The sequence below is a fragment of the Natronorubrum halalkaliphilum genome (assembly GCF_009834785.1).
Classification (GTDB): domain Archaea; phylum Halobacteriota; class Halobacteria; order Halobacteriales; family Natrialbaceae; genus Natronorubrum; species Natronorubrum halalkaliphilum.
Map to the genome: position 1 here is coordinate 29,675 of NZ_WUYX01000030.1, position 26,067 is coordinate 55,741.

At 62.8% G+C, this 26,067-nt stretch carries 24 protein-coding genes, 1 tRNA gene and 1 pseudogene; 11 read left to right on the forward strand and 15 right to left on the reverse strand.

What is annotated here, in order from left to right; genetic code table 11:
- Window positions 1-126: 126 nt before the first annotated feature.
- The 4 genes from GS429_RS10325 to GS429_RS21840 form a co-directional block, all read right to left on the reverse strand.
- A complete protein-coding gene (locus tag GS429_RS10325; protein WP_160065263.1) occupies window positions 127-891 on the reverse strand; it encodes a mechanosensitive ion channel family protein in 765 nt (254 codons plus the stop codon).
- 1 nt (window position 892) lies between these two features.
- Window positions 893-1,711 (reverse strand): diadenylate cyclase DacZ, encoded by an 819-nt coding sequence (gene dacZ, locus GS429_RS10330; RefSeq protein WP_160065265.1) that lies wholly within the window; start codon window positions 1,709-1,711, stop codon window positions 893-895.
- A 356-nt stretch (window positions 1,712-2,067) separates the two neighbouring features.
- Window positions 2,068-2,152 (reverse strand) — tRNA-Leu (locus GS429_RS10335).
- A 46-nt stretch (window positions 2,153-2,198) separates the two neighbouring features.
- The gene (locus GS429_RS21840; RefSeq protein ID WP_012943626.1) at window positions 2,199-2,372 is read right to left on the reverse strand and encodes a hypothetical protein; all 174 of its coding nucleotides are present in this window, start codon (window positions 2,370-2,372) and stop codon (window positions 2,199-2,201) included.
- 270 nt (window positions 2,373-2,642) lie between these two features.
- Here GS429_RS21840 and GS429_RS10340 point away from each other — a divergent pair, with 270 nt between their 5' ends.
- A complete protein-coding gene (locus tag GS429_RS10340) occupies window positions 2,643-2,951 on the forward strand; it encodes a transcription initiation factor IIB family protein (protein WP_160065267.1) in 309 nt (102 codons plus the stop codon).
- A 217-nt stretch (window positions 2,952-3,168) separates the two neighbouring features.
- Here GS429_RS10340 and GS429_RS10345 read toward each other — a convergent pair whose 3' ends face one another.
- Window positions 3,169-3,666 (reverse strand): phosphopantetheine adenylyltransferase, encoded by a 498-nt coding sequence (locus tag GS429_RS10345; RefSeq protein WP_160065269.1) that lies wholly within the window; start codon window positions 3,664-3,666, stop codon window positions 3,169-3,171.
- Between the two features lie 141 nt (window positions 3,667-3,807).
- On the opposite strand from GS429_RS10345, the gene GS429_RS10350 reads away from it, so the two are divergent.
- The 3 genes from GS429_RS10350 to GS429_RS10360 all read left to right on the forward strand — a co-directional run bounded on the left by GS429_RS10350 (window position 3,808) and on the right by GS429_RS10360 (window position 8,037).
- Window positions 3,808-6,063: an NADP-dependent malic enzyme gene (locus tag GS429_RS10350; RefSeq protein WP_160065271.1), complete on the forward strand. Its 2,256-nt coding sequence runs from the start codon at window positions 3,808-3,810 to the stop codon at window positions 6,061-6,063.
- Between the two features lie 130 nt (window positions 6,064-6,193).
- On the forward strand, window positions 6,194-7,546 hold the full coding sequence (locus GS429_RS10355) for an outer membrane protein assembly factor BamB family protein (RefSeq protein WP_160065273.1): 1,353 nt from the start codon (window positions 6,194-6,196) through the stop codon (window positions 7,544-7,546).
- 119 nt (window positions 7,547-7,665) lie between these two features.
- A complete protein-coding gene (locus tag GS429_RS10360; RefSeq protein ID WP_160065275.1) occupies window positions 7,666-8,037 on the forward strand; it encodes a 30S ribosomal protein S8e in 372 nt (123 codons plus the stop codon).
- A 134-nt stretch (window positions 8,038-8,171) separates the two neighbouring features.
- Here GS429_RS10360 and GS429_RS10365 read toward each other — a convergent pair whose 3' ends face one another.
- Both GS429_RS10365 and GS429_RS10370 read right to left on the reverse strand, forming a co-directional pair.
- Window positions 8,172-9,155, reverse strand: a complete 984-nt coding sequence (locus tag GS429_RS10365; RefSeq protein ID WP_160065277.1) for an aldo/keto reductase — start codon at window positions 9,153-9,155, stop codon at window positions 8,172-8,174.
- Window positions 9,156-9,270: 115 nt separating this feature from the next.
- Window positions 9,271-10,266 carry a phosphate signaling complex PhoU family protein gene (locus GS429_RS10370; RefSeq protein WP_160065279.1) on the reverse strand — a complete coding sequence of 332 codons (996 nt, stop codon included), beginning with the start codon at window positions 10,264-10,266 and terminating at the stop codon, window positions 9,271-9,273.
- Window positions 10,267-10,469: 203 nt separating this feature from the next.
- Between GS429_RS10370 and GS429_RS10375 the strand changes: the two genes are divergently transcribed.
- The 6 genes from GS429_RS10375 to GS429_RS10400 all read left to right on the forward strand — a co-directional run bounded on the left by GS429_RS10375 (window position 10,470) and on the right by GS429_RS10400 (window position 18,442).
- Window positions 10,470-11,444, forward strand: a complete 975-nt coding sequence (locus tag GS429_RS10375; protein ID WP_160065281.1) for a PstS family phosphate ABC transporter substrate-binding protein — start codon at window positions 10,470-10,472, stop codon at window positions 11,442-11,444.
- 1 nt (window position 11,445) lies between these two features.
- Window positions 11,446-12,363, forward strand: coding sequence for a phosphate ABC transporter permease subunit PstC (gene pstC, locus GS429_RS10380; protein ID WP_160065283.1), 918 nt, complete (start codon window positions 11,446-11,448; stop codon window positions 12,361-12,363).
- 52 nt (window positions 12,364-12,415) lie between these two features.
- The gene (gene pstA / locus GS429_RS10385) at window positions 12,416-13,351 is read left to right on the forward strand and encodes a phosphate ABC transporter permease PstA (RefSeq protein WP_160065285.1); all 936 of its coding nucleotides are present in this window, start codon (window positions 12,416-12,418) and stop codon (window positions 13,349-13,351) included.
- A 199-nt stretch (window positions 13,352-13,550) separates the two neighbouring features.
- Window positions 13,551-15,314 (forward strand): sensor histidine kinase, encoded by a 1,764-nt coding sequence (locus tag GS429_RS10390; RefSeq protein WP_160065287.1) that lies wholly within the window; start codon window positions 13,551-13,553, stop codon window positions 15,312-15,314.
- A gap of 235 nt (window positions 15,315-15,549) precedes the next feature.
- Entirely contained in the window at window positions 15,550-16,404 is an 855-nt protein-coding gene (gene pstB / locus GS429_RS10395; RefSeq protein WP_160065289.1) for a phosphate ABC transporter ATP-binding protein PstB, read from the forward strand.
- A 139-nt stretch (window positions 16,405-16,543) separates the two neighbouring features.
- Window positions 16,544-18,442, forward strand: a complete 1,899-nt coding sequence (locus GS429_RS10400; RefSeq protein WP_160065291.1) for an ATP-binding protein — start codon at window positions 16,544-16,546, stop codon at window positions 18,440-18,442.
- Window positions 18,443-18,485: 43 nt separating this feature from the next.
- On the opposite strand, the gene GS429_RS10405 is transcribed toward GS429_RS10400, so the two are convergent.
- Window positions 18,486-19,241: an HNH endonuclease gene (locus GS429_RS10405; RefSeq protein ID WP_160065351.1), complete on the reverse strand. Its 756-nt coding sequence runs from the start codon at window positions 19,239-19,241 to the stop codon at window positions 18,486-18,488.
- Window positions 19,242-19,320: 79 nt separating this feature from the next.
- A pseudogene (locus tag GS429_RS22660) lies at window positions 19,321-19,438 on the reverse strand (ACR3 family arsenite efflux transporter); the annotation flags it as partial.
- Between the two features lie 161 nt (window positions 19,439-19,599).
- On the opposite strand from GS429_RS22660, the gene phoU reads away from it, so the two are divergent.
- Window positions 19,600-20,271 carry a phosphate signaling complex protein PhoU gene (phoU, locus tag GS429_RS10410; protein ID WP_160065293.1) on the forward strand — a complete coding sequence of 224 codons (672 nt, stop codon included), beginning with the start codon at window positions 19,600-19,602 and terminating at the stop codon, window positions 20,269-20,271.
- A gap of 51 nt (window positions 20,272-20,322) precedes the next feature.
- Here the strand turns inward: phoU and GS429_RS10415 are convergent, their stop codons facing one another.
- The 6 genes from GS429_RS10415 to GS429_RS10440 all read right to left on the reverse strand — a co-directional run bounded on the left by GS429_RS10415 (window position 20,323) and on the right by GS429_RS10440 (window position 25,931).
- The gene (locus tag GS429_RS10415; protein WP_160065295.1) at window positions 20,323-20,634 is read right to left on the reverse strand and encodes a HalOD1 output domain-containing protein; all 312 of its coding nucleotides are present in this window, start codon (window positions 20,632-20,634) and stop codon (window positions 20,323-20,325) included.
- A gap of 54 nt (window positions 20,635-20,688) precedes the next feature.
- Window positions 20,689-21,330: a helix-turn-helix domain-containing protein gene (locus tag GS429_RS10420; RefSeq protein ID WP_328821336.1), complete on the reverse strand. Its 642-nt coding sequence runs from the start codon at window positions 21,328-21,330 to the stop codon at window positions 20,689-20,691.
- 96 nt (window positions 21,331-21,426) lie between these two features.
- Window positions 21,427-21,804: a DUF8055 family protein gene (locus tag GS429_RS10425; protein ID WP_328821337.1), complete on the reverse strand. Its 378-nt coding sequence runs from the start codon at window positions 21,802-21,804 to the stop codon at window positions 21,427-21,429.
- A 2-nt stretch (window positions 21,805-21,806) separates the two neighbouring features.
- Window positions 21,807-23,477 carry an FAD-dependent monooxygenase gene (locus GS429_RS10430; protein WP_160065297.1) on the reverse strand — a complete coding sequence of 557 codons (1,671 nt, stop codon included), beginning with the start codon at window positions 23,475-23,477 and terminating at the stop codon, window positions 21,807-21,809.
- Window positions 23,470-25,059 carry an electron transfer flavoprotein subunit alpha/FixB family protein gene (locus GS429_RS10435; RefSeq protein ID WP_160065299.1) on the reverse strand — a complete coding sequence of 530 codons (1,590 nt, stop codon included), beginning with the start codon at window positions 25,057-25,059 and terminating at the stop codon, window positions 23,470-23,472. Before GS429_RS10435 ends, GS429_RS10430 begins: the two co-directional genes overlap by 8 nt.
- 2 nt (window positions 25,060-25,061) lie before the next feature.
- The gene (locus GS429_RS10440; protein WP_160065301.1) at window positions 25,062-25,931 is read right to left on the reverse strand and encodes an electron transfer flavoprotein subunit beta/FixA family protein; all 870 of its coding nucleotides are present in this window, start codon (window positions 25,929-25,931) and stop codon (window positions 25,062-25,064) included.
- Window positions 25,932-26,067 lie beyond the last annotated feature (136 nt).

Genomic DNA, 26,067 nt, shown 5'->3' on the forward strand with positions numbered 1-26,067 from the left:
TAACAATGTTACGACTTTGGACTGAGAAGCTTACCAGTTACCAGCACACTACGGTCGGAGTCAAACATAATTTCGCTATACTGGCGGATCGAGATAGCGAGCGACGAAAAAATAGTCAGACCGCGGTCAGTCTCGCAACCTGACGATCCCGTCCTCGAAGACTTTCCGATTCGGCACGATATACTCCTCGGAGTCGTCTTCGATCTTCGTCACGAAGAGATCGACCTCCTGGACGATCCCCGTCTGCTCTCCGATCCGAACCTCGTCGCCGATCCCGTAGGGCTGGTTGAGTAACAGGTAGATCCCCGCTGCACTCGAGATGAGGAAGTCTTTGAAGGCGACGGTCCCGACGATCACGATTCCGATGGCGTAGACGGTAAGCAAGATCAACAGCGCCAGAACGTGGACCCCGATTTGCCCCAGTGCGATGATAAAGGTCACGTACAGCACGGTGTACTTGACCAGTTTCGGGAGAATCGACACTTCGGGAAGTTTGACGCCGCGAAGGTACTCGCCGACGATCAGTTCCGCCTTGTCCGCGATGATAAAGCCGAGAATAAGCACCAGAACCGCGATAAACACCTGCGGGATGAACTCCGTCACTCGCAGCCAGAACGCGTCGGTATCCAACAATTGCGCGATATGAATCGCCGTCAGCACGGCGATCCCGTAAATGAACCAGGAGCTCAACCGGGCGACGATTTCGACCGTCGACGTCCCGATCGACTGGGCAGTGCGCTCGAACGGCGTGCCCTCGACGGCTTCGGGCACACCCGACGCGGACAGCAGTTCTTCGTTGAGCCGCCCGACCAGGTAGCCGACGACGAGGCCGAGTGCCAGCACCGCCGCGGCTATGATGGCCGGTTCGTCGATGAGCGTCTGCCAGTTCATATCAGTACGCCTCCGGGTCGACCTCCAGAATGAGCTCCCCGGCCTTGAACGCCCGGACGAGCCCATCACTCTCCGAGAGCACGATCGTGATCGCGTTGGTGTCCCGCGTAATCGCGCCGCCGGCCATGTGCCGTGCCCCGAGCCCCTTCGGAATGTCGACGCCCTCTGCGGAGGGCTCGAGGTAGCGATACGCCGAGACGATCTTGCCCGCATCCGAGATGATAAACGCTCCGTCGAGCCGCGAGAACTCCTTCAGCATGACGTTCACGATCGGATCGCCGACGTGAACGTGGGACTTCTCGAAGGGGTTGTACGAGAGCGGGCGGGACTTGTTCATCACCTTCCCCGCATCGCCGACGACAAAGAGCGCGCCGACCGGCTTCCCCTTCTGGCCCTTCTTTCCGAGTTCGATCGCCAACTCGAGGACCGCTTTGACTACTTCCGGCTCCGCGCGGGACTTGACGAACAGGTCGTAGATCCCCGTGTGAGTTTCGGCGTCCGCCCGGACGCGCGAGAGGGTATCGATACTGGTACTGTCGCTGAACGCTGCCGTCGCACATACGAGTTCGTCACCGTCCTCGATCAGGCCCTGCTCTACGGCCCCCTCGAGACCGAACCGAATGCGCTCTCTGATATCGTCGAACGCCAGCGGGAGCTCGACGAAGGTCTCCGCGCCGACGGCGTTTTCCGTCCCGATGACGATGACGTCGAGGTCCTCTACGTCGGTAAAGCGCTCGTAGTACGAGCCACTCGGCGAGAAGAGGACGACTGCATCGACATTCGCGTAGAGATCGCCGAACACGTCGTCTAACCCGGCCATTGATCATACAAGCTGTTCCCGCGCGAATAAGCGTTGTGGACCGTCTGACGCGCGTCTGCCGCGAGGTGTTGTATTCGGGCGGCTTTCTCCCGTTCGATGTCGGTACCCCGCGGTTCTTTCGACGTCGTTCGCGGAGAATGCGCGGAACCGAATTCGAACAACCCGAAGATGTGCTCGCTCCCGTCGGTCGCTGTGCGCGTCGTCTCTCGTTCGAATCGGTCGACGATCGCTGTCGCTCGCGGGTTTACTCGCGACAGCAATACGCGGGACTGGACTCGAACCTGAGGAAACCTCATTTCGTTTGGTTTCCAGGGCTCGAATCCGGCCCTGCTCCTTCGATCACGTCGTTCGCTCAGTGCGCGGGACCGGATTCGAACCGGCGGACCCCTACGGGACAGCGTCCTAAGCGCTGCGCCGTTGGCCTGGCTTGGCTACCCGCGCCTACATACCGATTTTCACGAATCGAGTAAGTACCTGTCGGTCCGTGTTAGCGCTGTTTCACTGGCTCCTCGGGCGACCAGTCCGGCGGGACAATAAAAGTGACGTGTTCCGAGTCGCGAAGCTGGTGTAGTTCCGCCGCTTGTTCGGCCAGTGATCGATCTCGGTACGGCATCTCGAGGCCGCAGCCGGTACAGACAAGCTTGCAGGTTGGCTCTTTCATAGACGGGACGCCACTGTGGACCGAGGTGGATACAGGCGTCAACTAATCCGTTGGGGCACCTATGCTTTAGTAGTCGTATCCTAGTGAAACTGACAGTGAACGGCCAATTCTGATAGACGTTCGTAGCTGAACATTGCCCCGCGTAGCACCGTATTGGGCCGTTGTTTCTGTGTCTCCTCGACTCAAATAGATTCTTCGTTAAACGAAAGCGACAGTTTCACGATAGCTGCCGACCGTAGCTTTATTCCTGCCGCTGGGCTACCATGTCGTATGCACAGCGCCAGGGACCGTCTGGAATATGAGCAGTGGCTCGAGGAACTCGATCAGGTCGCCGAGCGCCTCGAGCTCTCGACGGAGGCGCGGTCGTGTGCGTCGGAACTCTTTCTCATGGACGTCCCCGACGAGGACCGGTCGAAACGGGCAGTACTCGCGGCGAGCGTCTACGCTGGCTCGCTCGTCGCCGGCGACGGTCGGACGCAGGGAACGGTCGCCGACGCAGCCGACGTCTCTCGGCTGTCGATCCAGTCACGCTGGAAGGACCTCCTCGAAGCGGCCGGACTCGAGCCACCGCGGTGGTAGCGTGAGCGAACCGACCGTTTCGGTCGTTTCACCGACGCAGTCCCGTACTGTGTCGGCGTAAGTGTACAATACGCGGACGAAACCGAGGGCAACAACGGGGTTCTTTATACGGGTTTCGTACTGCGGTTGGAGGGGGAATCGGTTGCGCTCGTACTGTCGGTGTCAAAATCAGTATTAGTACGAGAATCAGTATTTGAATCCCTACTATATCAGTGCCTCAATCGTCGCAGTTCGCGTCGTCGCTCGCGTCCTGCTCGTCGAGAACGTTCCCGTGCTCGTCGATTTCGCCGTTGACGATTCGGGTACTCGAGATGATGTCGCCGTCGTCGGCACGTATGTGCGGCACGACGACGACCTCGAGCGGCTCGTGGCCTCGTTCGCGGCGGATTTCGTTGATTCGTTTGCCGCCGTCGCGGGTTTCGGGTGAGACGACGAGATAGTCGAACTGTGGCTCGGTCGCGATTCCGGTTGGTTCCTCGAGTGCTCGAACCTCGAACGTACGGCCGTGGTCGGCGGCGATCGATTCGAGTTCCGTCTCGAGGTTTCGTTTCCGTTCGTCGAAGGACCTGATCCGTCGCTCGACGTGTCGTGTCTTCGGTGCGAGTTCGTCACTCGTCAGTCCCACGGTCACATCACCGAGTTCGAACGCCCGTTCGAACAGCCGACGGTGGCCGTCGTGGACGGGGTCGAACGTCCCACCAAGCGCGACGTCCATACCGCATCCCACTGGAGCGGTGCGTATAAAACGGTCGAATCTGGGACTCACCGACGACGATAACTCGATTCCGAGTTGTTTCGTCAACTGTCGAAACTCCCCTTCGCATTGTTTTTAGTAGCCGCCTGCAGTGTCCCCGGTATGGGACTAGACGAGGATTCACTGGAGTATCACCGAACCGATCCACCCGGAAAGATCGAGATCTCGACCACGAAACCGACGAACACGCAGCGCGACCTCTCGCTCGCGTACTCGCCCGGCGTCGCCGCGCCGTGTCTCGAGATCGACGAGGACGAGACCGACGCCTACACCTACACCGCCAAAGGCAACCTCGTCGGCGTCGTCTCGAACGGCTCCGCGGTCCTCGGACTCGGCGATATCGGTGCCCAGGCGTCGAAACCGGTTATGGAGGGCAAAGGCGTGCTGTTCAAACGCTTCGCCGATATCGACGTCTTCGACATCGAACTCGACGAGGCCGACCCTGACAAGGTCGTCGAGGCCGTCAAGATGATGGAACCCACCTTCGGCGGCGTCAATCTCGAGGATATCAAAGCGCCCGGCTGTTTCACGATCGAGGAGCGCCTGCGCGAGGAAATCGATATCCCGGTCTTTCACGACGACCAGCACGGCACCGCCATCATCTCCGGGGCCGCGTTGCTCAACGCCGCCGACATCGCGGACAAGGAACTCGAGGACCTCGAGATCGTCTTCTCGGGCGCCGGTGCGAGCGCGATCGCGACGGCTCGCTTTTACGTCTCGCTTGGGTGTAAGAAGGAGAACATCACCTTGTGTGACTCCTCGGGGATCATCACCGAGGAGCGCGCAAAGCGCGGCGACGTCAACGAGTACAAACAGCAGTTCGCGCGCGACGTCCCTGAGGGAGACCTCGCGGACGCGATGGACGGCGCTGACGTTTTCGTCGGCCTCTCGGTCGGCGGCATCGTCTCCCAGGAGATGGTCCAATCCATGGCCAGCGACCCGATCGTCTTCGCGATGGCCAACCCGGATCCCGAAATCGGCTACGAGGAGGCCAAGGCGGCCCGCGAGGACACCGTCATCATGGCGACGGGACGCTCGGACTACCCGAACCAGGTCAACAACGTCCTCGGCTTCCCCTTCATCTTCCGCGGCGCACTCGACGTCCGCGCGACGGAGATCAACGAGGACATGAAGGTCGCCTGCGCCGAGGCGCTGGCCGAACTGGCCCGGCAGGACGTCCCCGACGCGGTCGTCAAAGCCTACGGCGATGAGCCGATTCAGTACGGCCCCGACTACATTATCCCGAAGCCGGTCGATCCCCGCGTCCTGTTCCGCGTCGCGCCCTCCATCGCCGAGGCCGCGATGGAATCCGGTGCCGCCCGCACCGAAATCGATCTCGAGGAGTACGAAGAGGAACTCGAGGCTCGCCTCGGCAAGTCCCGCGAGATGATGCGGGTGGTCCTGAACAAGGCCAAGAGCGACCCCAAAACGGTCGCCCTCGCGGAGGGCGAAAACGAGAAGATGATCCGGGCGGCCTACCAGATTCAGGAGCAGGGAATCGCGCTCCCCGTCCTCATCGGCGACGAGAGCAAGATTCGCCAGACGGCGGCGAATCTCGGACTCGATTACGACCCGCAGGTCGCGGATCCGTCGGTCGGCGACTACGAGGAGTACGCCGATCGTCTTCACGAACTGCGGGCACGAAAGGGGATCACGCGCTCCGAGGCGGGCGAACTCATCGAGGGCGACTCGAACTACTTCGGCAGCGTCATGGTCGAACAGGGTGACGCCGACGCGCTGTTGACCGGGCTCTCCCATCACTACCCGTCCGCGCTGCGGCCGCCGCTTCAGGTGATCGGCACCGACGACGACGTCGACTACGCCGCGGGCGTCTACATGCTCACGTTCAAGAACCGCGTGATATTCGTGGCTGACGCCACGGTCAATCAGGACCCCGACGAGGAGGTTCTGGCGGAGGTCACCAAGCAGACGGGCAAACTCGCCCGCCGGTTTAACATCGAACCTCGCGCGGCACTGCTGTCGTACTCGAACTTCGGCAGCGTCGACAACGAGGGCACCCGCAAGCCCCGGAAAGCTGCAGCCATGCTGCAGGACGACCCCGAAATCGACTTCCCCGTCGACGGCGAGATGCAGGCCGACACCGCCGTTGTCGAAGACATTCTCGAGGGTACGTACGGCTTTTCGGACCTCGAGGAGCCCGCAAACGTGCTGGTCTTCCCGAACCTCGAGTCGGGCAACATTGGCTACAAGCTGCTCCAGCGACTCGGCGGCGCGGACGCCATCGGCCCGATGCTGGTCGGGATGGACGAACCGGTCCACGTCCTCCAGCGGGGCGACGAAGTCAAAGATATCGTGAATCTGGCGGGCGTGGCGGTCGTCGACGCTCAACAGGAGTGAGCCGCGCAATCGCGTTCTGAAGCCCCAGTCACGTTTTGATACCGGCCCCTTGTTTGGTTGCGTTCTCGCCCAGAGCGGTAATGCACCGGGCTTTACCTGAGCGATACCGTACTCCGCGGTAGACCACGCTATGGGACCCACGAACCGATTCGCCGCGCCCGCGCCCGATCGAGACCGGGTCGCCCTGTCGTCGCGACGGCGATTCCTCGGACTGACCGGTGTGGCCGCCGCGACGGGACTCGCCGGTTGTGTCGACCTCCCGAACACACTGAGTGCCAGGGACGCAGACTCCGGGGACGTCTCGCTGTTCCACGGCGGATTACGCCGACTCGGCTACTACCCGGACGAAACCGTTCCGGACTCGGTCAGCGTCAACTGGACGTTTCCGATCAACTACGTCGAGCACACCGCGGCCAAGTCCAGCCCCGTTCCGACGCCCGACGGCGAGACGATCGTTTTCGCCGGCGATTCGGGCAGGGTGCAGGCGTACACGCCGCGGGGCGAACAGCGCTGGTCGACGTTGACCGGCGCGACGGAGCTCGGCTTTCACGGCTCCGCGGCCATCGTCGGCGACACCGCCTACATCGGCGGGTACGACGGAGACCTCTACGCGCTGGATACCGAGAGCGGTGATATCGTCTGGCGAACGCGAGCCGACGACCTCGACGGTGCGCTCGCCATCGGCTCGAGTCCGGCCTACTACGACGGCACGCTCTACGTCGTCTCCGAGTACGGCTCCCCCTCCACCGGGACGATCTGGGCGATCGATCCGGACACCGGCGATCCGACCTGGAAGGACGACCGGATGTGGGGGCAACCGCACCCGTCGCCGACGATCGATCTCGAGGCGGGACGGATGGTCGCCGGCTCGAACGACGGCGTCGTCTACTGCTGGGAGTTTCCCTCCCTCGAGTTCGCCTGGGAGTTTCAGGCCGAGGCAGACGGCGAGGAACGGGAGGGCGGGTCGTTCCGCGCCGGTGCCGAGGTCAAGGGGACGGTCGCCGCCCACGACGGCTACGGCTACGTCGGAAGCTGGGACAACAACTTCTACTGCCTCGACCTCGAGGACGGGTCACAGGAGTGGTCCTTCGAGACGGGCGCGTCGATCATGTCGAATCCTGCGGTCGACGTCGACGAGGATATCGTCTACATGGGTAGCGACGACAACTACGTCTACGCGCTCGACGCGAAATCCGGCGAGGAGCTGTGGTCGGCGGACGTCAACGGGCGTGTCATCGGCGCGTTGACGGTGACCGCGGAGACCGTCCTCGCCGGCTCGTACGATACGCACCTGTACGCGCTGGACAAAGAGACCGGCGAGAGGCGGTGGCGGGTCGAAAACCGGGGCCGAGTCACCAGCGCACCGGTGCCCGTCGACGGCCGGATCTACTACGCGGAGCGCGCCGCGTTCTCGACCGACGATTCCGGAGACGATGTCATGGACGAGCCCGGCCACGCGTACTGTCTGGTCGGCGACGAATGACCGGCGACGCGGACGAACGGACGGCTTGCTTCACCCCCGCTGGGGCGGCCGGGCGACGGTCGATCGGTGCCAGCAGTCGTAACAATGCATTCAAGTATGCGCCAGCAATTTGATCGGGTATGCAAGACCAGGGACGCTCTACGCGAAAGCGAACCGGCGGCCGACTGAAGAACGTGCGCAAACGCCGAAAGGACGAACTCGGCCGACTCCCGACCGAGACGGAGGTCGGCGAGCCGCGGTTCCGAACCGTCGATGCCCGCGGTAACGAAACGAAGACACGCGCACTGTCGACGAACGTCGCAAGCGTCAACAAGGGCGACGAGACGGTTTCCGCCGACATCGAGAACGTCGTCGAAAACGACGCCAACCCCAACTACGTCCGCCGAAACATCATCACGAAGGGCGCGCTCATCGAAACCTCCGAAGGCCAGGCACGCGTCACGTCCCGTCCCGGCCAAACTGGTCAGGTCAACGCCGTTCTCCTCGAGTAACGATATCGCGTACCGTTTTACAGTCATCACCGCCCTCGAGCGACGGCCAGCCGCCGCCGGGACCACCCCGGCAGTTCCAGCTACTCATACTGTCGGACAGCAGTCAATACGAAGCGTCGTTCTGTCCAACAGTATCAGACGTCGCCGATATCGGGGTTCCAGACGGGCGTAATCGGTTCTTCTAACCGTTCGATCTCGCTATCGGTGAAATCGACCTCGAGCGCGCCGACGTTGTCCTCGAGGTGGTCGATCGTTCGCGGCCCAACAATGGGCGCGTCGACGAGCGGCTTGTGGAGCAACCACGCGAGCGAGAGCTGTGCCGGAGTTACACCTTTCTCGTCGGCGAGCTCACGGACGACCTCGAGGACGGCCCAGCCGTCTTCGGCGAACCGCTTGTCCATGAAGTCGTTCGTCGCGGCCCGACCCTCGGCTGGCTCTTCCTCGCGGTCGTACTTGCCGGTCAGAAAACCGCCAGCCAGCGGCGACCACGGAAGGATGCCGATTCCTTGATCCGCACAGAGGGGGAGCACGTTGGCCTCCTCGTGGCGGTCGACGAGGTTGTACTCACACTGCATCGAGACGAACCGCTCGGCGTTGTCGAGGTCGGCTTCGTAGAGCGCCTTCGAGAACTTCCAGGCCGGCATCGTGCTTGCGCCGACGTAGCGGACCATCCCCTTCTCGACGAGTCGATCCAGCGCCGACAGCGTCTCCGCGATGGGAGTCTCGTCGTCCCAGCGGTGGATCTGGTAGAGGTCGACGTAGTCGAGGCCGAGTCGCTCGAGACTCGCCTCGGCCTGTTCGAGAACGTGTTTGCGAGAGAGCCCCTGTCCGTTCGGCCCGTCGTGCATCGGGCCGTACACCTTCGTCGCGACGGCGAGTTCCGATCTGTCGCGGTCGGCGTCGGCGAGCGCCTCGCCGAGGATCGCCTCGCTTTCGCCCCGCGAGTAGACGTTCGCCGTATCGATGAAGTTGATACCGAGATCGAGCGCCCGTTCGATCACCGCGTGGGACTGCTCGCGGTCGTCGACCATCCACGGCTCGTCGCTCCCGAAGTTCATACAGCCGAGACACAGTCGCGAGACCTCCAGTCCCGTCCGGCCGAGGGTCGTATACTCCATCCCGCTGCGCTTCGTGGCCTCGAGGAATAATTCCCAGTTGTCGGCCGGTGAACTGTCCCGAGCAGTGATACGCGATGGGACGACTGCAGAACGTAGCAGGCGACGGGAAAGCAGCTCAGGGCCTCGGTGCGGCCTTCTGCAGTGCCGTTTCGGCGATGTTCCCGCCGTAGTCGGCGCTTCGAGATAACGAGTCGACGATCAGTCCGAGCGACTGGGCCTGGACCGGTTCGAGCTCTCGGAGCATGTCGTCGATGTAGCGAGTGTGTTCGTCGATCTCGAGGACGGCCTCGCGGGCGGCGTGGCCCAGACGGTTCGCCTCCTCGCTGTCGTCGGCGACCAGCGCGTCCATGGACTTCTCGAGGACGTCCGAGGCGTCCTCGTGGAGTTCGACGAGTGCGTCAGCGACGTCTTCGGGGATCTCCTCGAGTTTGAGCGCGAGGTTGCTGATCTTGGCGGCGTGATCGGCGACGCGCTCGAGTTGGCGGGCACTCGAGTGGTAATCGAAGCAGTCTTCGCGGGGCACCCCCAGTTCCTCCGCGGCGCGAGGGGAACGCAGCGTGGCGCGGAAGATCCGCGAGACGACCAGCCAGAGTCGATCGACGTCGTCGTCGCGCTCGATGACGTCCTGAGCGATGTCGTCGTCGTTTTCGATGAGCGCGGTCACGGCGTCCTCGAGCATCGACCGCGCAATCAGGCGCATTCGGGAGACGGCGTTGACGATCGACAGCTCCGAGGAGTCCAGCAGGTCCTGAATGACGACGCTGTCGGTCGTCTCCGATAACACTTCGACGCCAACCAGGCTTCGGGTTGCGCTTCGGATCGCGCTGCGCTGGTCCGTCGTGATGCGACTCGCCTCGAGTCGGATGATGTCGAAGCCGCTGACGTACATCGTCAGCACGGCTCGGGTGAGCCGTTCCCCTTCGAGAGCGGAGATGTCGAGGGTGCCCTCCTGTCGGTCGGTTTCGCTCTGTGGCGTCAACAGCAGCGAGTCCTTCTCGGGGTAGAACTCGACCGTTGTGCCGGCGCTGACGTCGTTCTCGGTGGCCCACGATTTCGGCAGCGAAACGGTATACGTTGAGCCCCCCGTCACCTGGACTTTTCGCGTCTCCATACTGCCCGATTTCGGGCGGATACTGATAAACCCACCTTCCTCTATAGTCCGTGCGGAACGTCAGCAAGCCGCCGTGCTCGGTAACGAAAGCGGAAAACAGCAGCGTATCGGACGGCTGTTTGCACTGTGAATCGCTGTCGAACATAGAGATATATAGATAACATAGTAGGGTATTTAGAGCGGATCCCCCCTAAGGGACAGTGATGGGTAACGAGCCGATATCCGGTTCAGACGGCGCAGTTTCTCGCCGTCACGTTCTACTCGGTACCGCTGGTGCCGGCCTGACGGGACTTTCGGGCTGTCTCGTTCGCGGACAGGACAGCGGACTCGAAGGACAAATACGCATTGATGGCTCGAATACGTTGTTACCGAACAGCGCGGCCGTCGCCGAGCAGTTCAACTGGGAGAACAACCGCGTCAGGATTCCGGTCCGCGGCTCCGGGACGGGTGCCGGCTTCCAGAAGTTCTGTAACGGCGAGACGGAAGTCCAAGATGCCAGCCGCGAGATCAAATCGGACGAGGAAACGTGGTGTGCCGAAAACGGCGTCGAATGGATGGAACTCGAGGTCGTCCGAGACGGTATCGCACTCTACAAGAACCCGGCGAACGACTGGTGTGAGTGTCTCACCGTCGACCAGCTCACGGAACTCTGGCAATCCGGCTCGACGGTCGAAACCTGGAGCGATCTGGACGACGAGTGGCCGGACGAGGAACTCTCCCTCTACGGTCGCGACTCCGCGTCGGGAACGTTCGATTACTTCACCGAAGCGATCGCCGGCGAGTCGGGGAGCATCCGTTCGGACTACAGCGGCACACCCGACACGAACGTAATCGTCCGCGGCGTGCGCGGCAACCAATACGCGACGGGCTTTGGCGGTGCCGGCTACTACTACGAGAACGAAGACGACCTCGAACTGATCGCCGTCGATAACGGTGACGGATGCGTCTATCCGACGCCCGAGACGATCGAGGAGGGCGAGTATCAGCCGCTTTCGCGGCCAATGTACATCTACGTCAGACTCGACGCACTCGAGTCCGAGGCCTATCGCGAATTCCTCAGATACTACCTCGACGTCACACAGGAGACCGCTCGAGGGGTCGGCTTCTATGCGGTTTCCGACGAGACGATCGCCCGACAGCGCGAGAGACTGGAAGACGCGATTGCGGAGTACGCATAACATGAGTTCAGAATCATTCGATCTGACGCGCGAGGAAAGCGACGTCGGCGGCTTCGGTGATCGGCTCGCACGCTACGTCTTTTTCAGCTGTGCACTGGTGACGGTGTTGACCACGCTCGCGATCATCGTCGTGCTCGTCAACGGCGCGATCGACTTCTTCGCCGAAGTATCGCTTGTCGAATACTTCACGTCGACGGAGTGGGACGCGATCAACGAGACCAGCTTCGGCATCTGGCCGCTGATCTGGGGAACGATGCTGATCACCGTCGGTTCGGCGGTCGTCGCGTTACCCGTCGGAACCCTGACGGCGATCTACCTCTCCGAGTACGCCGATCCGCGGGTTCGACGGACCGTCAAGCCGATTCTCGAGATTCTCGCTGGGGTTCCGACGATCGTCTACGGCTTCTTCGCGCTCTCGTTTATCACTCCGATCCTCCAGACCCTCTTCCCGGGCACGGGGACGTTCAACGCGGCGGCGGGCGCGATCGTCGTCGGCATCATGATCATCCCGATGGTGTCGTCGCTCTCCGAGGACGCGATGAGTTCGGTGCCGGACTCGCTTCGCAACGCGGCCTACGGCCTCGGTGCGACGAAGTTCGAGGTGTCGACACAGGTCGTCCTTCCCGCTTCGCTGTCGGGCGTTCTCGCGGCGTACATCCTCGCCATCTCTCGAGCGATCGGCGAAACGATGGCCGTCACGCTCGCGGCGGGGATGTTGCCCCAGATCACGACGAATCCGCTGGCGGAAATCCAGACGATGACGGCGTACATGGTTCAGGTCGGGACCGGCGATATCGCCGTCGGCACCGTCGGCTATCAGAGTCTGTTCGCAGTCGGACTTACGCTGTTCGTCATGACGCTCTCGATGAACATCTTCAGCGAGTGGGTTCGGGCGCGCTACCGGGAGGAATACCAATGATTGGTGATGGACCGATCGGTTTCACACGGCTCGTGACGGCGAGGTGGATCGCATGAGCACGGATACGGATACCGATAGCTTCGACTTCGACGGCTCGGCGCTTCGGCGCAAACGCCTGCTCGGAAAGGCGTTTGTAGGGGCGTGTTTCGCGGCGACGATGGTCGGTATCGTCGCGTTGATCGCGTTGCTCGTCGACGTCGTCACGGAGGCCTGGGGATGGCTTACCTGGGAGTTCCTGACGTACCCACCGTCCCGGTTCGTCGAAAACTACAATCCGGCGAACTACGGCGCACTCGATACCGGCCCCGGCGGTATTTATCCCGCACTGATCGGGTCGATCTATCTGATCGTCCTCACCGCGATCTTCACCCTCTTTCTGGGTGTCGGCGCGGCGATCTATCTCGAGGAGTACGCACCGGATACGCGACTGACAACGTTTATCGAGACCAACATCGCGAACCTCGCGGGGGTTCCCTCGATCGTCTACGGCCTGCTCGGATTGGCGATGTTCGTCCGGGCGCTCCAGACCGGGAGCAGTTTGCTTGCCGGCGCGTTGACGCTGACGCTGTTGATCCTGCCGATCGTTATCGTCTCCGCACAGGAGTCCCTGCGTGCCGTCCCCGATTCGATGCGACGAGCCTCCTACGGAACCGGTGCGACGAAGTGGCAGACGATTCGAAACGTCGTTCTTCCCGAAGCGATCCCCGGCATTATGACGGGCATTATCCTCTCACTGTCTCGAGCGATCGGTGAAACGGCACCGATCTTGATGGTGGGAGCGGCGACGTCGATGTTCGCCCCGCCGCGGCTTACACAGCCGACCGACGCGTTCAGTGCGATGCCGATGCAGATTTTCGACTGGGCGCGTCTGCCCGAGGCCGACTTCCAGCACGTCGCCGCTGCGGGGATCGTCGTTCTCCTGACGATCTTGCTCCTGATGAACGCAGTCGCGATCCTCATCCGGAACAAGTACAACCGCAGGCGCTGATCGCCATCGGGTATCGACTATCCAGTATCGGTCTCGGCGAGGCCTGATACGGATTGCTGTAACGATTTACGCGCCCTTCACAGCCCTATCACGAGATCGGGTGTCCAGTGACCGTTGGCAACTTCTCTCGCTGTGGCCTGTACTCTTGACCGCAAGACCCATTGTCCCGTTATTCTTACGTATATAAAGGTATAGTCGAATGAGGCTCGTGTATCGGTTCACTATCGCGTTTCTCATCGTCGTTTTGGTCTCCGGTGCAGTCCTCGCGGTCACGTTCGATGCACACCGGACCGATGTAGCCGAGAGTGCGACTGCATCGGTCGCTGATCGAGCCCAGCTGTCGGCTTCGGCCATGGACGATCAGATACAGGAGCAACAGCAGACTGTACGGGTTGCGGCGACGAACCCCGATCTCACGGCACACGGAACGGAGAATCAGGACCGGGCGCTCGAGGCGTTCATCGAGAGGACGGAGTTCGACGGCGCGACGGTGGTCAACGAAACGGGAGTCGTGCAGTCGTACGAAACCGCTGATTCGACGAGCGGTTCCGAGGGAATCGTCGGAACAACGTTAGCGGACCAACAGTACGTCCGCGCTTCGCTCGACGGCGAGCAACATATCAGCGACCCGTTTCACGCGCAGACGGGTAATCTGATCGTCGTAATCAGTACGCCGCTCGTCGATGACGGTGAGGTTACCGGCTCGATTAACGCGGCCTATCATCTCGAGGACACGGAGCTGTTCGAGTCGCTGGACGGCGACGAAGAACGGGACGCGATTACGGTCAAAGCGGGATCCGAGACGGTGTACACGACTGCCGATTCGTTCGACGACACTATCGCCAGGACGGTGGAACTCGAGGCGACTGACCTGGCGATCACCGCCCACCGCGATCGAACGGCGGTCGACGAACAGATCAACCGCCTCGTCCTCTTTCAGGTCGTCTCCGGAATCGCGTTGCTCGGCTCGATCACGGCCTTTGGCGGGTGGGTGTATCGATCGAAAATCCGGCGTATCGGACAACTTACGGAGCGGCTCCAGGCCCTCGAGCGGCGAGAGTACGACTCGAGCCAGCCGCTGGGGGGCGCGGCCGAGTGGCGCCAAATCGACGGGGCGCTCGAGCAGCTTTCGGAATCGCTTGCCCGGCGTGAACAGATGCTCCTCGTTCTCAACCGCATCCTGCGACACAACCTTCGGAACGCGCTCAACGTGGTCGTCGGGCGGGCGGGCGACCTCGAGGAACGACTCGACGGAGAGAACCGAGAGTCCGCTCGCGAAATTCGCGCGGCGACGACGGAACTGCTCGAGTTAGCCGACCGAGCCCGGATGACCGAGGATCTGCTGGATCCGGTCGACAATGAGTCGCCACGGACGAACCTTGCGGCCGTGGTTCGCGAACGTGTCAGGCTGTTCAGCCACTCACCCGAGGGGGACGACCCCGTCGCGGCGTCGGTGGCCTCCGTCAGGAGTCCGGAACGGGCTATCGCCGCCTGCGGACCGGAGGTCGCAGTCGCCGTCGACGAACTCCTCGAGAACGTCGCCGTTCACGCCGGGACCGAGCCCACCGTAGCCGTCGCAGTGGAGGCGGCCGACGACTGCGTTCGAATTGGGGTCGCCGACGACGGTCCCGGGATTCCCCCCGACGAGGCCGCCGTCATCACCGGCGATCGGACGATTTCACAGGTCAGCCACACGGGCGGGATCGGGCTGTGGTTGGTTGACTGGATCGTCAGTCGATACGACGGACGACTCCAGATTCAACCAAACGGCTCGAGTGGCGAGGCGGCGTCAGCGACCCCCGAAGGCGAATCCGAGACGACTGAACGCGGTTCCGGTGTTCCCACCGACGACGCCTCCTGTGACGGAGCGCTCGTCGTTCTCGAATTCCCCTCGGCTCCAGCCCCTACGGCGAACGCGGATCCCGCGAACGAGGACGCCGACGATGACCGCGAGCCGGCGTGATTCGACTGCGCGTTGTCCGCGAGTGGTATAGTACTATATAGCGGTATTGAGCCGACAGAAGCCGAACAGAGCGATCATAGTATTGTATTTAGGCGGTCGGCGGATCGTCCGTAGTAATGACAACTGCGAGTGGATCGGAGCGCCAACGGGGGTCAATCGAGGGTGTCGTGTCGGCCGTCTCGAACTCCATTCCGCAACAGGTAACTGCCTCAGACCCAAGGTGTAACTACCTCATATGACCGCGAACGGATCCCAGACCGTGTCGACGGCCGACTCGAGCGGCGCTCGTTCGGACGCCGCGATGACCGATAACGCGCCGCTTGGCTCGCCGCGCGTCGACGATGCCGTCATCGAATCTCGCGATCTCGATGTGTTCTACGGCGACGACCAGGCGCTTCACGGGATCAATATGGACATCCCCGAGCACAAGGTGACCGCCCTCATCGGTCCGTCGGGGTGTGGAAAGTCGACGTTCCTGCGCTCGATCAACCGGATGAACGATCTCATCGACATCGCCCGCGTCGATGGCGATCTCTACTTCCACGGCAAGAACATCTACGACGACGACGTCGATCCCGTCGCCCTGCGCCGGAAGATCGGCATGGTGTTCCAGAAGCCGAACCCCTTCCCGAAGAGCATCTTCGACAACGTCGCCTACGGACTGCGGGTCCAGGGCAAAGACGACGACGTCGAAGAACAGGTCCACACCGCACTCGAACGGGCCGCTATCCTCGACGAAGTGGAGGATCAACTCGACTCGAGCGGACTCGATCTCTCGGGGGGTCAACAACAGCGCCTCTGTATCGCTCGCGCGATCGCCCCGGATCCGGAAGTCATTCTGATGGACGAACCGGCATCGGCGCTCGATCCCGTCGCGACGTCGAAGATCGAGGATCTGGTCGAAGAACTCGCCGAGGAGTACACGGTCATCATCGTCACCCACAATATGCAACAGGCTGCCCGCATCTCGGACAAGACCGCGGTCTTCCTCACCGGCGGTCACCTCGTCGAGTTCGACGACACGAGCAAGATCTTCGAGAACCCCGAAAGCGACCGCGTCGAGGATTACATTACGGGCAAATTCGGATAACGCCGACGGGTACGAACGACGCCCTCGAGTAACTCCGCGCAGTGTGAATTGTCTCCCGTTCCGCTATGGTGTCCGCATACCGAGGTGTGCGTTTCCGAGTACCAAAAAGTATTACCGGTGGACCTCACGAGTAGGTGGCATGAACGACCCGATTCGGGTCCTGCATGTCGACGACGAAGCCGGCTTCACCGATCTTGCCGCTACCTTTCTCGAGCGCGCGGACGATCGGATCACCGTCGAGACTGCAACCGACGCCGGTGACGGACTGAAGTATCTCCACGATCACACCGTCGACTGTATCGTTTCGGACTACGATATGCAGGAGCGGAACGGGATCGAATTTCTCGGCGACGTTCGGGCGGAGTATCCGGATCTGCCGTTTATTCTCTTTACCGGAAAGGGAAGCGAGGAGATCGCGAGTCGGGCGATCTCGGCCGGCGTTACCGACTACCTTCAGAAAGAAGTCGGCACCGGACAGTACGACGTTCTCGCCAATCGGATCACGAACGCAGTCGAACAGCGCCGGACCGAGCGAAACGCAAACCGACTCCGCCAACGGCTCCAGGAACTGACCGAAAACCTTCACGACTGTGTCTGGCTGTTCGACCGCGAGTGGGAGGAGACGCTGTTCATCTCCGGCTACGAGCAGGTCTGGGGTCGTCCCGTCGACGCGGTCGAGAACGATCCCCGCGATTTCCTGAACGGCGTGTATCCAGCCGATCGAGAGACCGTCAGCGGAGCGATGGACCGACTTTCCGATGGCATTTCCGTCGACCTCGAGTATCGTATCTGCAGAGACGACGGACCGCGGTGGGTCTGGACGAAAGGCGAACCGATCGTCGACCGGGACGGGAACGTCGTTCGGATCGCCGGATTCACCCGCGAGATCACCGAGCGCAAGGAACGCGAACAGACGCTCTCGGCACTGCACACCGCGGCCAGGGAGATCGGCGGCGCGGACGAGTCCGCGGCCGTCTACGAGACGCTCACCGAGACCGCCGAGCGAATTCTCGAGTTCGATCTCGTCGCCGTCGATGTCGAAGACGACGGTTACCTGATTCAGGAGGCCTGGACGCTCGACGTCGAGGACAGGGCCTACCACGACCGGACCTCCCTCGAGACGGGCGACACGTTCGCCGCTCGGTCCTACAATCGCCAGGAGACGATCGTCGTCGATGACCTCCGGGAGTGCGAGATCACGCCTGCCGATCCGGAGTACCGGTCGGCAGTAACGGTCCCCATCGGGGAGTTCGGGACGTTTCAGGCGGTCGCCAGCGAGGTCGACGCGTTCGATCAGCACGATCGCGAGTTCGCCGAACTTCTCGTCGGGCACGCGCGGGTAAAGCTCGCCCAACTGCAGGACAAGCGGGCCCTACAGAACCGGACCGAGCAGCTGGAACGACAGAACGAGCGCCTCGACGAGTTCGTCAAGGTCGTCTCTCACGACCTCCGTAACCCCGTGACCGTCGCGAAAGGGAATCTGGACCTGGTCCGCGATGAGCACGATAGTGAGTCCCTCGAGGACGCCGCGTGGGCCGTCGATCGGATCGACGCGTTGATCGACGACCTGCTGACCCTCGCCCGAGAAGGCGAGGAGGTCGGGTCGCTCGACCCGGTCGATCTCGGAACGCTGAGCGAACGGTGCTGGCGGAGCGTCGCCACGGGCGAAGCGACGCTCGAAGTCGCTATCGAAACCGACAGCGAACGGGTGATCGAGGCCCACGAGAGCCGACTCCAGCAACTTCTCGAGAACCTCGTTCGAAACGCGATCGATCACGGGGGGCCGAACGTGACGATAACCGTCGGCCGTCTCGAGGACGGCGACGGGTTCTACGTGGCCGACGACGGCGCGGGGATCCCCGAAGCGAACCGCGACGACGTGTTCGAGATCGGCTATTCGACCTCGAACGACGGGGCGGGGTTCGGGCTGAACATCGTCAAACAGATCGTCGATGCACATGGCTGGACCATCGACGTCACTGACGGGTCCGATGGCGGCACGCGGTTCGAGATTAGGGGCGTGAACTTCGTTCGGTAGTCGGTCGTCTCCGCCCCGATCGATACTGGACCGGTTTTCGCCCTCAGACCGGTCCCATCGACCCCATCAGGAGAAACAGAACGACGTACCCGATCGCGAGGAGCGTCAGCCAGCGCATCCCGCGGTGGTTGAGCAGAAACCGGAGCGGCGTATCGTCGACGACTCGTTCGCGGGGACCGCGTGGCTCCCGGCGAACCGCGACCGGCGACGGTGCAAAGACGCTCGGCCGCACCGGCGCGTCGAGTCGCCGGGCCGAGAGTTCGTGGATCGGAACCCGATGGTTGCCGGTCAACGAGTCGCGGTCGCAGGCAGGGACGTGCTCGAGGACGAACCCGGCACACGGTTTACAGAGCGTGAGGTGGTCCACGGACGACTCGCGCGCTGTCGAATTCGTTCCCGCGGTCGAGGGCACGTCCATCCAGGCGACGAGTTCGGCCGGTTCGAACTCGCCACCACACCGGCTACAACACCCGTCCGACGGCTCGCGCATTCGCGCGACGGGATCGGGGGCATCCGGCCTGGGAAAGAGCGCAGCGTCGTCGCGAACGTCGTCGAAGGAGCTGTTTGACTGATGGATAACGCCGTGACAGGGTCGACAGACCGTAATGAGGTTCTCGAGGTCGTCCGGTCCGCCGGCGGATCGAGGCACGATGTGGTGGGCCTGAAGCGTTCGATCGTCGGCTCCGCAGCGCCGGCACGCGTAGCCGTCCCGGCACAGGGTCTTTCGGCGGAGTTCGTCCCAGCCCTCGCCGTAGCCTCGAGTATCGACCCGATCGCCGGCGTCGGCTCCGGTCCCCATCGGTCGGGTGTGCGGTCGCCAGAAGAATAGCTCCATCGGCGGGCCGGCACTGCGCCGCCGTCCGATCAGTCCTTGGCCGCGGAGAGATGACCAGGGCGAAGAACCAGGTGTACACTTCCGCAGGTGATGATCCGGAAGACGCTGGTGAACGCGACGAGTCCCGCCGCGTACTCGCTCGAGCCGTCCACGAAGTCGCTTCATACGGTTTATTGTAAGTCATTCCGGCGCAACCACCGCCCGGGTCGCGGTTGCGCCGGTAAATAGTTACAGTAATCCGTATCGGACCAACATCATCGCGATACAGCGGACCGTTCCGATGAGCATAAGCTATATCTTCGCCCGGAAAGGTGCGTGAATCATGGCCAGAAAATCGTATCAGGAGAAACTCGCGGAACTCCGCGAGGATATCCTCTACATGAGCGAAGTCGTCATGGAGCGACTTCGAATGGGGCTCGACGCGCTCGAGCAGAAAGACGACGCGCTCGCCCGCGAAGTGATCGAGGGCGACGGCGAGATCAATCGGATGTATCTGGATCTGGAGCAGGACTGTATCGACTTACTGGCGCTCCAGCAACCGGTCGCGAGCGATCTCCGGTTTATCGCGGCCTCGTTCAAGATCATCACCGACCTCGAGCGGATCGCCGACCTCGCGGTCAACCTCGGGGAGTACACGCTCGACGCCGAAGAAAACCTCTTTCCCGACGTCGACGTCCAGGAGATGGGCGAGTTGACCCTCGAGATGATCGAGGATGCGATGATCGCGTACGATACGGAAGACGTCGACCAGTGTCGAGAGCTCGCCGCCCGCGACGACGACCTCGACCACTTCGCCGAACGGGCGAGCGAGATCGTCGTTCGGGACCTGATCGAGCGCGAACTCGACGCCCCCGAAGAGGTCGAGCTACTCCTGCAGGACGTCTCGAGGCTCCTGCTGACGATTCGGGATCTCGAGCGCGTCGGCGATCACGCGGTCAACATCGCTGCACGGACGCTGTACATGGTGGAAAACGACGACGAACTGATCTACTAACGACGGACGAGAACTCCGCGTTCCGTTTTGCACCGGTCGGTCGCGTTCCGCTCACTCCTCGGCCGTGAGTTCGATTCGTCCCGTCGTATCGATCCTGACGTGACGATCCGCGTACTCGAAGGTTACAGCACCGGTAGATCGGTCGTGGGTTCCCGACGAGTCGAAGAGCGCGTCCAGTGCGGAGGGATCGATCGCGTTGTACAGCGGGTCGAGTTCGTCCGCGACGGCCGTTAGATCGTCCGCCTCGGACTGCATCGCGATCGCGGTGATGACCGCTTCGCTGGGCGGCTGGTCGGGTTCGGCCTGATAGACGAATCGATCGTGCTCGCTCGGCGAGTCTGTGGTGGACTGGCCAGAAGTCATAGTCAGACGAAGGCCACAACGGGAGGAAAGGAACCGCATTGATTGCCCAACCTTTCAAGAGGGGTCGTCTACGAGAGTGTGCCGAAGGAGATTGGCCTGCCCACGACGAAGGCGGGCGGACAGCGCCTGATCGGAGATCTCGAACTCCTCGGCGAGCGTCGAGAGCGTCGTTCCCCGCGGAACCTCGAAGTAACCTTCGTCGAAGGCCGACAGCAGCGCCTCCTGCTGGCGGTCCGTGACCCCGTACTGATCGCCCTCCGTTTCGTACTCGTGATACAGCCGGCGGAGGTGGAAGCCGACGCCCTTCTCGAGACACCGATCGCGATAGGCGTACAGCGATTCGCGCGACGGTACCCGTGCTCGAACGAGCGTTTCGGTCGTGACGACGATCTCGAGGATCGTGACGTCGTGTTCGGCGGCGACGGGGTAGGTGAGCCGGTCGGCCGCCCGATCGGACAGGACGACGCTGTACAGCTGTCGATCGGCCACCTCGTCGAGAACGGTGTACGTCGCGATGCTCGAATCGTCGGCGAGTGCGGCATCGAACGGCTCGAATCCGTCGGCGAACGCCCAGAAGAGCAGTTTCGCCTCGTCGGACTCGGTCCTGTACACCTCCTCGAGTTCGATCCTGCGGATCGCCTCGGCGGCGGTCTGCAAGATCGGGGTCCGCAACTCGAACTCGACGATGAGCGCCACGGGTACGAGTATCTACTCGTCCAACCGCAATTATTGTTATCACATGTCACTAAGCGGTTGTGTTACACGCTCGAGTGCGAAAGGGTGCGAGTCGGTTCACTCGACCCGCTCGCGATCCCGGGGCGGGACCCCGGTAAGCAACTGCCCGACGTCGTCGACGTTCCGCGTCTGAACGAGCAGTTCTGCGGCTTCGCGAACCGTAAACTCGGCGTCGAACTCCACGCCGTAACAGCGGGTGTAACACTCGAGCCAGCAGTTCATCGCGCGCCGTAAGGCGGCGAGTTCGGGCGGCGAAAACGGGACCATTCGGCCGCCGGTACGAGCCTCGACGTAGAGCCAGATAGCCTGGCCTGCACCCTCGCGGAGATACGTCTCGGCGTCGGCTTCGGCCCCGCCAGCAGCCTCGTCGACGGCCGCTCGGTCGCGTTCCGCCCGCCGCTCGAGGGCGGCGATTCGCGATCCGTACCGGCTCACGACTATCCCTCGCGGTACTCGACGCCTTTGCCGCCCCGCGGGTGTTCCCAGTCGGTGTCGGCGACGACGGCACAGGTGCCACACTCGATGCAGGGTTGGGTGTCGAGGCTGACCAGCGTCTCCTCGCTGCCGTTGGTCGCCACGGTCTCCGAGCGATAGCAGCCGCCGCCGAAGTCTTCGGCGCTGACCGGACAGGCGTGGACCGCGGCCCCGCTCGCCTCGACCGACTCGTCACGGAGTTCGATGTGCGGGTTGCCGATGTCGGTGTCGTAGGTGAGGTCGCCGATACGCTCCTCGAGCGTCGGCGGTTCGATCTCGTTCTCCCAGTGGATCGACCGACCGTGTTCCTCGCCGATGATCGACGGGAGCGTGACGTAGCCGGTCTTCGTATCGGGCAGCATCGAGACGAGGAACGGCGAGTTGTACGCCCGCTTTAGGAGCCGATTTGCGATCGGGTTGCCGATCGCGACCGATCCGACCGGCGACTCGAGGACCCGTTCGACGACGTTCGTGACGGCGTCGCGCTCGCCGAGGGTCCGCGAGATTTCGTACCGCCGGGGCCGCAGTTTGTCCATCGTGCCGGACTTCTCGAGCATCTGGGCGTATCGCCGGCCGACGGCCTCCGAGTCGGTGTTCCCGCGAGTCACGACGAAGGCGTCGGCGGCGAGCGCGCCGGCGGTGACAGCGTGGTTCATGCCCTTGATGATCGGCCCCTGAGCCTGCATCTGTCCGGCGGCGTCGCCGACGAGAACGAGCCGGTCTCGGTAGGGTTCCTCGTGGGCGACTTTCTTCGAGTCGGGAACGAGCTTCGCGGCGTACTCGCGTTCGTGATAGTCGTCGCGAACCCACTGGGCGAGCAGGGGATGGGTGAGCAACGCGTCGAGCAGTTCGTGGGGTTCGGCTTCCTGTTCGACGAGGCTGTCGAGGTGGAAGACGGTCCCGATCGACAGCGAGTCCTCGTTCGTGTAGAGGAACCCGCCGCCGCGAACGTCCTCGAAGAGGTCGCCCGAGAACAGGTGGGCGGCTCCTTCGTCCGGCTCGATGTCGAACCGGTCGTCGATCACGTCGGGCTCCATATCGACGACGGCTTTGACCCCCTGGAACCACTCGTCGGGCTCCTCCCAGTCCATCAGGCCCGCATCGCGGGCGAGTTCGGAGTTGACGCCGTCGGCGCCGACGATCAGGTCGGCTTTGATGGGATCGAGTTCGTCGCAGGTGACGCCGACGATCTCGCCACCGTCGCGGAGCAGCCCGTTCACGCGGACGTTCGTCAACACCCCGCCGCCCGTCTCGCTGGTCTTCTCGTGGACCCGTCGCTCGAGCCACGAGTCCATCTTCCGGCGCAACACCGCGTCACACCAGTCGGTATCGTCTTCGTGGAGATCCGACAGGTCGTAGGTCTTGACGCTGTTCTCCGCAATGTTGTGGATGTGGTAGTCCGTGACCGGTCGTTCGCCGGCTTCCTCGCGGAAGCCCTCGAAGAGGTCGTCGATCGTGTACGGTGCCGACTCCTCCGCGTAAATGAGCCCGCCGGAGACGTTCTTCGATCCCGCTTCCGTACCCCGCTCGAGAACCAGCGTCTCGACGCCGTGATCGGCCAGTCGCGCGGCGGCCGCGGCCCCACCGGGTCCACAGCCGACGACGACGGCTTCGTAGTGTTCGTACTCAGTCATCGCGTTCACCTCCGCTTCCGTCCGCAACTGCCTCGAGTTCGATCTCGCCCGATTCGACCGCGTCCGTCAGCCGCGGGAGCACCGCAAAGAGGTCGCCCTCGACGAAGTAGTCGCTGAAGTCTCGGATCCGAGCGTCCGTATCCGTGTTGATCGCCACGATCGTGTCCGACTCGTCCATACCGACTTTGTGCTGGACGGCACCGGACACGCCGGCGGCGACGTAGAGATTCGGTGCGACCACCTGACCGGTTTCGCCGATCTGGCGCTCCTCCTTCGAGTACTCCTCGACGTGGCCCTCGAACTGGTAGGAGGAGGTGACGATCCCCCGCGTGATGCCGAGTTCGGCGTCCGCGAAGGCGTCGACGAGGTCGAGTCCGAGCTCCATCCCTCCGGTCGGATCGTCGGCGATGCCGCGACCGAGACAGACGATCACCTCGTGACCGGTGAGGTCGATTCCGGCCTCGAGTTGGTCGTACTCGGTGATCTCGACCCGGAACCAGTCCTCCTCGAGTTCCATGTCGTGTTCGATCACGAGTCCGTCGCGATCGGGGTCGCGTTCGATCGGATCGAAGCTCCCCGGAATGATCGACGCCCCCTGCGGGTGGAACTCCCGGCCGGGATTGTCGAGACAGAGGATCGTCGAATACTCGAAGCCCGAGAAGTCCGGCCGCTTCATGTGTAAGACCTTCTCGAAGGTCTTCTTGACGCCGGGTTCGCCGGTCTTGACCGGGTTCGAGACCTCGTTCTCTTCGATGAAGAGGTCGGAACAGTCCGACGCGAGCCCGGAGTCGAGTTCGGCCTGGACCTTCGCGGAGAGGTCCCGCCCGTTGTTCGTCGCCGGGAACAAGATATAACGCGGCTTGTCGTAGTCGCGCCAGTCCGTGCTCTCGACGGTTCCCTCGCCGCGGGCCATGTGGGACGAGATTTCGGTGTAGGGTTTGTGGAGGAATCGCTCGAGTCGTTCGTCGTCGTGATAGACTGCGATGTCCGCACCGTAGGTGATACACTCCTCGGCGAGCCCCTCGCAGTCGTCGCCCATGAGGAACGCGACGACCCGCTCCTCGTCGCCATAGTCGTCCGCGAACTGGTCCATCAACCGTCGGGCTTTGCCGAGCATCTCCTTCGAGACCTCGAGCAACTCGCCGCCCTGGGTCTCACAGAAGACCCACATGTCGGCGTACTCGCCGTCCGCGAGCGCTCTGACGTGTTTCTTATCGCGCGTTGGGTGTGAGAGCCCGTCGTCTTCTGCCGGCTCGTCGGTTTCGTCCGGCTCGGTTTCTTCGTCGTCTTCCGTCGCCGCCTCGACTTCCTCGCCCTCGGCCTCCTCGCCGACGTCTTCTTTCGTTTCTTCGTACTCGCCTTCGGTCTCGGTGCCCTCTTCGACGCCGCCGCTGTCACCCTCACCGGCCGCCTCGGCACCGATCGCCTCGAGTCGCCTGTGAACCGCCTCGTGGGCCGTCTTCCGGTCTCGTCCGGCCTGCTCGGCCTCGAGGATTCCCCGGAGTTCCTCGACGTCGTCGATCGTCTCGAGTTTCTCGGTTAGTTCGTCGACGGTGTGGTCGTCGGGATCGAGTTCCGTCATCGTCAATCACCCGCCCCCGCCGCGTACGGTTGCATCTCCTCGAGAACCTCGCTCATCTCGGTCTCTTCGTCGGGATCAACCATCGTCGCCTCCCGCTCCGACGGCGCCTTTGGGATCGGATCGACCGAGGAGACGATCGTCGGCGAGCCGTCGAGTCCGATGTAGTCGGGGTCGAGGTTCAGGTCCTCCTGGCTCCACGTCGTCAGATGGTCGTCGTGGTCGGCCGCCCGTTCTTCGGTCTCCGCTCGGAGCCGTTTGTGGGTCAACCGGTGGGAGGCCTTGCGATAGGTCGGCTGGAACTCGGGATCGGTGACGACGAAACAGGGCAGCGGTGCCTCCACGGTTTCGATCTCGTCCCTGTCGCCCTCGACGAGTCGCTTCGCCCGGAGCGTTCGCTCGTCGGGGTCGATATCCAGTGCGAGCACGTGCGTGACGATCGGCCAGTCCATCGCCCAGGCGGTCTGTGGGCCGGTCTGTCCGGTCTCCCCGTCGGCCGATTTGAAGCCGGCGAAGACGAGGTCGATCTCTCCGACCTCCTCCTGGTATTTTTCGAGGCCGGCGCTGAGCGTGATCGCCGTCGCCCACGTGTCCGAGGCCGCCAGTTCCCGGTCGGACAGCAGATAGCTGTCGTCGGTGTAGACCGAGCCCATGGCCTCCTTTAACACGTCCGCATACCCCGGCGGTCCCATGCTCATCCCGCTGACGTGCCCGCCGTGGCGAACCTTCGTCTGCAGCGCCGCCCGAACGGCGAACCCGTCGTTGGGATTCATCACCGTCGGCGTCTTCCCCCGTTCGAGGTGGCCGTCCTCGTCGAACGACACCGCACCCTCCGAGAAGTCCGGCACCCCTTTCGTCAGCACGATCGATCGCATTGATCCCTCCACCATCGTTGCGTGGTTTTCACTCGCATGCCTGTCTTTCCCTATCGCAATTGTCAGTATTAAGAATAGGGGTCAAAATCGCCGACAGATACAGCGACGGTTAGCACTTGCCGATCGCTCACTCGAG

Coding starts and splice junctions, on each gene's coding strand:
- GS429_RS10325 (WP_160065263.1), bottom strand. CDS start 891: ATGAACTGGCAGACGCTCATCGACGAACCGGCCATCATAGCCGCGGCG.
- dacZ (WP_160065265.1), bottom strand. CDS start 1,711: ATGGCCGGGTTAGACGACGTGTTCGGCGATCTCTACGCGAATGTCGAT.
- GS429_RS21840 (WP_012943626.1), bottom strand. CDS start 2,372: ATGAAAGAGCCAACCTGCAAGCTTGTCTGTACCGGCTGCGGCCTCGAG.
- GS429_RS10340 (WP_160065267.1), top strand. CDS start 2,643: ATGCACAGCGCCAGGGACCGTCTGGAATATGAGCAGTGGCTCGAGGAA.
- GS429_RS10345 (WP_160065269.1), bottom strand. CDS start 3,666: ATGGACGTCGCGCTTGGTGGGACGTTCGACCCCGTCCACGACGGCCAC.
- GS429_RS10350 (WP_160065271.1), top strand. CDS start 3,808: ATGGGACTAGACGAGGATTCACTGGAGTATCACCGAACCGATCCACCC.
- GS429_RS10355 (WP_160065273.1), top strand. CDS start 6,194: ATGGGACCCACGAACCGATTCGCCGCGCCCGCGCCCGATCGAGACCGG.
- GS429_RS10360 (WP_160065275.1), top strand. CDS start 7,666: ATGCAAGACCAGGGACGCTCTACGCGAAAGCGAACCGGCGGCCGACTG.
- GS429_RS10365 (WP_160065277.1), bottom strand. CDS start 9,155: ATGGAGTATACGACCCTCGGCCGGACGGGACTGGAGGTCTCGCGACTG.
- GS429_RS10370 (WP_160065279.1), bottom strand. CDS start 10,266: ATGGAGACGCGAAAAGTCCAGGTGACGGGGGGCTCAACGTATACCGTT.
- GS429_RS10375 (WP_160065281.1), top strand. CDS start 10,470: ATGGGTAACGAGCCGATATCCGGTTCAGACGGCGCAGTTTCTCGCCGT.
- pstC (WP_160065283.1), top strand. CDS start 11,446: ATGAGTTCAGAATCATTCGATCTGACGCGCGAGGAAAGCGACGTCGGC.
- pstA (WP_160065285.1), top strand. CDS start 12,416: ATGAGCACGGATACGGATACCGATAGCTTCGACTTCGACGGCTCGGCG.
- GS429_RS10390 (WP_160065287.1), top strand. CDS start 13,551: ATGAGGCTCGTGTATCGGTTCACTATCGCGTTTCTCATCGTCGTTTTG.
- pstB (WP_160065289.1), top strand. CDS start 15,550: ATGACCGCGAACGGATCCCAGACCGTGTCGACGGCCGACTCGAGCGGC.
- GS429_RS10400 (WP_160065291.1), top strand. CDS start 16,544: ATGAACGACCCGATTCGGGTCCTGCATGTCGACGACGAAGCCGGCTTC.
- GS429_RS10405 (WP_160065351.1), bottom strand. CDS start 19,241: ATGGGGACCGGAGCCGACGCCGGCGATCGGGTCGATACTCGAGGCTAC.
- phoU (WP_160065293.1), top strand. CDS start 19,600: ATGGCCAGAAAATCGTATCAGGAGAAACTCGCGGAACTCCGCGAGGAT.
- GS429_RS10415 (WP_160065295.1), bottom strand. CDS start 20,634: ATGACTTCTGGCCAGTCCACCACAGACTCGCCGAGCGAGCACGATCGA.
- GS429_RS10430 (WP_160065297.1), bottom strand. CDS start 23,477: ATGACTGAGTACGAACACTACGAAGCCGTCGTCGTCGGCTGTGGACCC.
- GS429_RS10435 (WP_160065299.1), bottom strand. CDS start 25,059: ATGACGGAACTCGATCCCGACGACCACACCGTCGACGAACTAACCGAG.
- GS429_RS10440 (WP_160065301.1), bottom strand. CDS start 25,931: ATGCGATCGATCGTGCTGACGAAAGGGGTGCCGGACTTCTCGGAGGGT.